Consider the following 2,784-nt stretch of genomic DNA (forward strand, 5'->3'; position numbering starts at 1 on the left):
GGTGTGCTCCGTGCCGAGATCGAGGCGTGGGCCGATGAGCTGGACGGTCCGGTGCTGCTGGGCTGGGCGCCGGGATTCCTCGGCGAGCAGCGGGAGCAGGTCCGTTCCGAGCTGGCCGACCTGGTCACCGCCGGCAGGCTGGTCATCGACCATCCGCGGGTGCTGCTGGGGGGCCTGGCCGAGCAGATCGAGCGGGGGGAGCGGGACGCCTGGTTCGAGGACCCCAAGGCATGACCACGGTCGAGGCGCTGGAGGTGACGGTGACCGCGCCGATCGTCTCCTTCCGCAACCCGCTGTACGCGGGGGTGCAGGTGGCGCTGCCGTGCCCGCCCCCGGCGACGGTCGGCGGCATGCTCGCGGCGGCGGCCGGAGGCTGGGACGCCGTCGACCCGGGGACGCGGTTCGCGATGGCGTTCCATGCCAGGGGCAAGGGGGCCGACCTGGAGACCTACCATCCGCTGGACGCCACCGGGAAGAAGGCCGACCCGACCCCTCGGGAACGCGAGTTCCTGGCCGACGTCACGCTCACGGTCTGGCTCACCGGTGACGTCGACCTGTGGGGGCGACGGCTACGCAGACCGGTGTGGCCGCTGCGGCTGGGCCGGAGCCAGGACCTGGTCGGGCTGGCGACCCGCCGCGTCCAACTGCGTACCGGTCCCGGCCGCCAGGGCTCGGCTCTCCTGCCGGAAGGCGTCACTCCCTCGCCGGCCGGGAGCCTGCTGCGGCTGCCGACCGCGATCTCGCTGAACCGGGACCGGACCCGCTGGGACGGCTACCACTTCGACGCCTCCGCACGGAGCGACACGGCGGTCCCCTCCGGCTGGTCGGACGCGGAAGGCCGGGCGGTGGTGCTGCTGCCGCCGGTTCACCCCGGGCAACTCACCGTCGAGGGGGCGTGACCGTGGAGCTGCGGGAGATGCTCGCCAAGAGCGCGCCCCAGGAGAGGCTCACCGCTCATCTGTCGGCCACGCTGGCGGGTGCCGTCGCGTTACGGCGACGCGTGGGACGGGTCGCCCTGCTGGAGCGGGTCACCGAGGAGCTGTTCTGGCCGGCGGTCTGCCTGGCCGCGCTGTGCCACGACGCCGGGAAGATCCCGGCCGGGTTCCAGGCGATGCTCAAGGGGACCATCCGGTCGTGGGGCGAGCGGCACGAGGTCGTCTCGCTCGGTTTCCTGCCCGGCCTGATCGGCGAGGAACGCCTGCTGGACTGGGTGGCCACAGGGGTGGCCACCCACCATCGGAACCTGGAGGGCGGCCGGGGTCCGCTGACCGAGGCGTACGGCTGCGCGCCGGAGGAGGAATGGCGAGAACGGCTCCAGCCGATCCCCGGCGGTGTGGCCGCCGAGCTGTCCGGCTGGCTCGCCGCCACGGCGGCGGCAGCGGGACTGCCCGCCGTACGGCCTGCCTGGGATGGACCCGACGTGGTCGGTGAGGCACGGCGGATGTTCGAGCGGCTGCTGGAGCGGTGGGAGCTGCCGGCCTCGCCGGACGAAGGACTCACCGCGGTCCTGCTGCAGGGGGCGGTCACACTGGCCGACCACGTGTCCTCCGCCCACGGTGTGCTCCACACCCACCAGCCCTTCGACGCCGGGTTCCGGTCACTGCTGGAGAAGGTGTTCGCCGGGCAGGGCCGGAGTCTGCGCCCGCACCAGAGGGAGGCGGCGGCGGTGGACGGTCATCTGCTGCTGCGGGCTCCGACCGGTTCGGGCAAGACCGAGGGCGGGCTGCTGTGGGCGGCGGCGCAGGCCGCCGCGATCAGCGCCGGGACGGGCGGCGTGCCGAGGGTCTTCTTCACGCTGCCCTACCTGGCGTCGATCAACGCCATGGCCGGGCGGCTGGGCGGATTGCTGGGTGAGGGCACGCTGGTGGGAGTGATGCACTCGCGCGCCGCCTCCTACCATCTGGCCACGGCCATCTGCCCGCAGGACGGCCAGGACGAGCAGGCCGAGGCCGCGCGGAAGGCCGTCTCCCGGGCGGCGGCGACCCGGCTGTTCCGGGAGACCGTCCGGGTGGGCACGCCGTACCAGCTCCTGCGCGGTGTGCTGGCCGGTCCGGCGCATTCGGGGACGCTGATCGACGCCGCGAACTCGGTGTTCGTGCTGGACGAGCTGCACGCCTACGATCCCCGCCGGCTCGGCTACATCCTGGCGACGGCCCGGCTGTGGGAGCGGCTCGGCGGGCGCATCGCCGTACTGTCGGCCACGCTGCCGGACGCCCTGACCCGCCTGTTCCGCACGGTACTGGTCGAGCGGGACGTGCACCCGGTCGAAGCCTCCGTCGTGGACGCCCCGCTGCGGCACCGGCTCGCGTTGCGCGGGCGGCACCTGACCGACCCGGACTCCATGGCGGAGATCAGCGGCAGGCTCACGGCCGGGGAGGCGGTGCTCGTGGTGGCCAACAACGTGGCCGACGCCCAGCACCTGTTCGCAGAACTGGCGCCCCAGGTCGACGACGCCGCCTTCCTGCTGCACTCACGGTTCCGCCGGATGGACCGGTCGGCGCTGGAGCGGGCCATCGGCGACCGCTTCGGGGTCGGCCGGCCCCGGCAGGCGGGACTGGTGGTGGCGACCCAGGTCGTGGAGGTGAGCCTGGACGTGGATTTCGACTGCCTGTTCACCTCGGCGGCGCCGCTGGAGGCGCTGCTGCAGCGGTTCGGCCGGGTCAACCGCATCGCGGCCCGGCCACCCGCCGACGTCGTCGTGCATCCGGCCGCGTTCGCTCCCCGGCGCAGAGGCGGCGAGGACGTCGCCGACGGCGTCTATCCCCGCCCGCCCGTCGAGACAGG

The 2,784-nt window shown here is 73.9% G+C and carries 2 protein-coding genes and 1 pseudogene; all 3 read left to right on the forward strand.

The features are described from left to right. A pseudogene (locus ACIN94_RS32685) lies at nucleotides 1-234 on the forward strand (type I-B CRISPR-associated protein Cas7/Cst2/DevR); the annotation flags it as partial. Beyond that, complete coding sequence (cas5, locus tag ACIN94_RS32690; RefSeq protein WP_400714878.1) at nucleotides 231-899, forward strand: CRISPR-associated protein Cas5; 669 nt, start codon at nucleotides 231-233, stop codon at nucleotides 897-899. The pseudogene ACIN94_RS32685 and the gene cas5, both read left to right, overlap by 4 nt. Further along, nucleotides 896-2,784, forward strand: a 1,889-nt coding sequence (cas3, locus tag ACIN94_RS32695; protein WP_400714881.1) for a CRISPR-associated helicase Cas3', incomplete at its 3' end; no start/stop codon positions are given. The genes cas5 and cas3, both read left to right, overlap by 4 nt.

Source organism: Streptosporangium sp. NPDC087985, from assembly GCF_044741965.1.
GTDB lineage: Bacteria > Actinomycetota > Actinomycetes > Streptosporangiales > Streptosporangiaceae > Streptosporangium.

Excerpts from the sequence above, each read along its gene's own strand:
- cas5 (WP_400714878.1), top strand. The coding sequence starts at position 231 with ATGACCACGGTCGAGGCGCTGGAGGTGACGGTGACCGCGCCGATCGTC.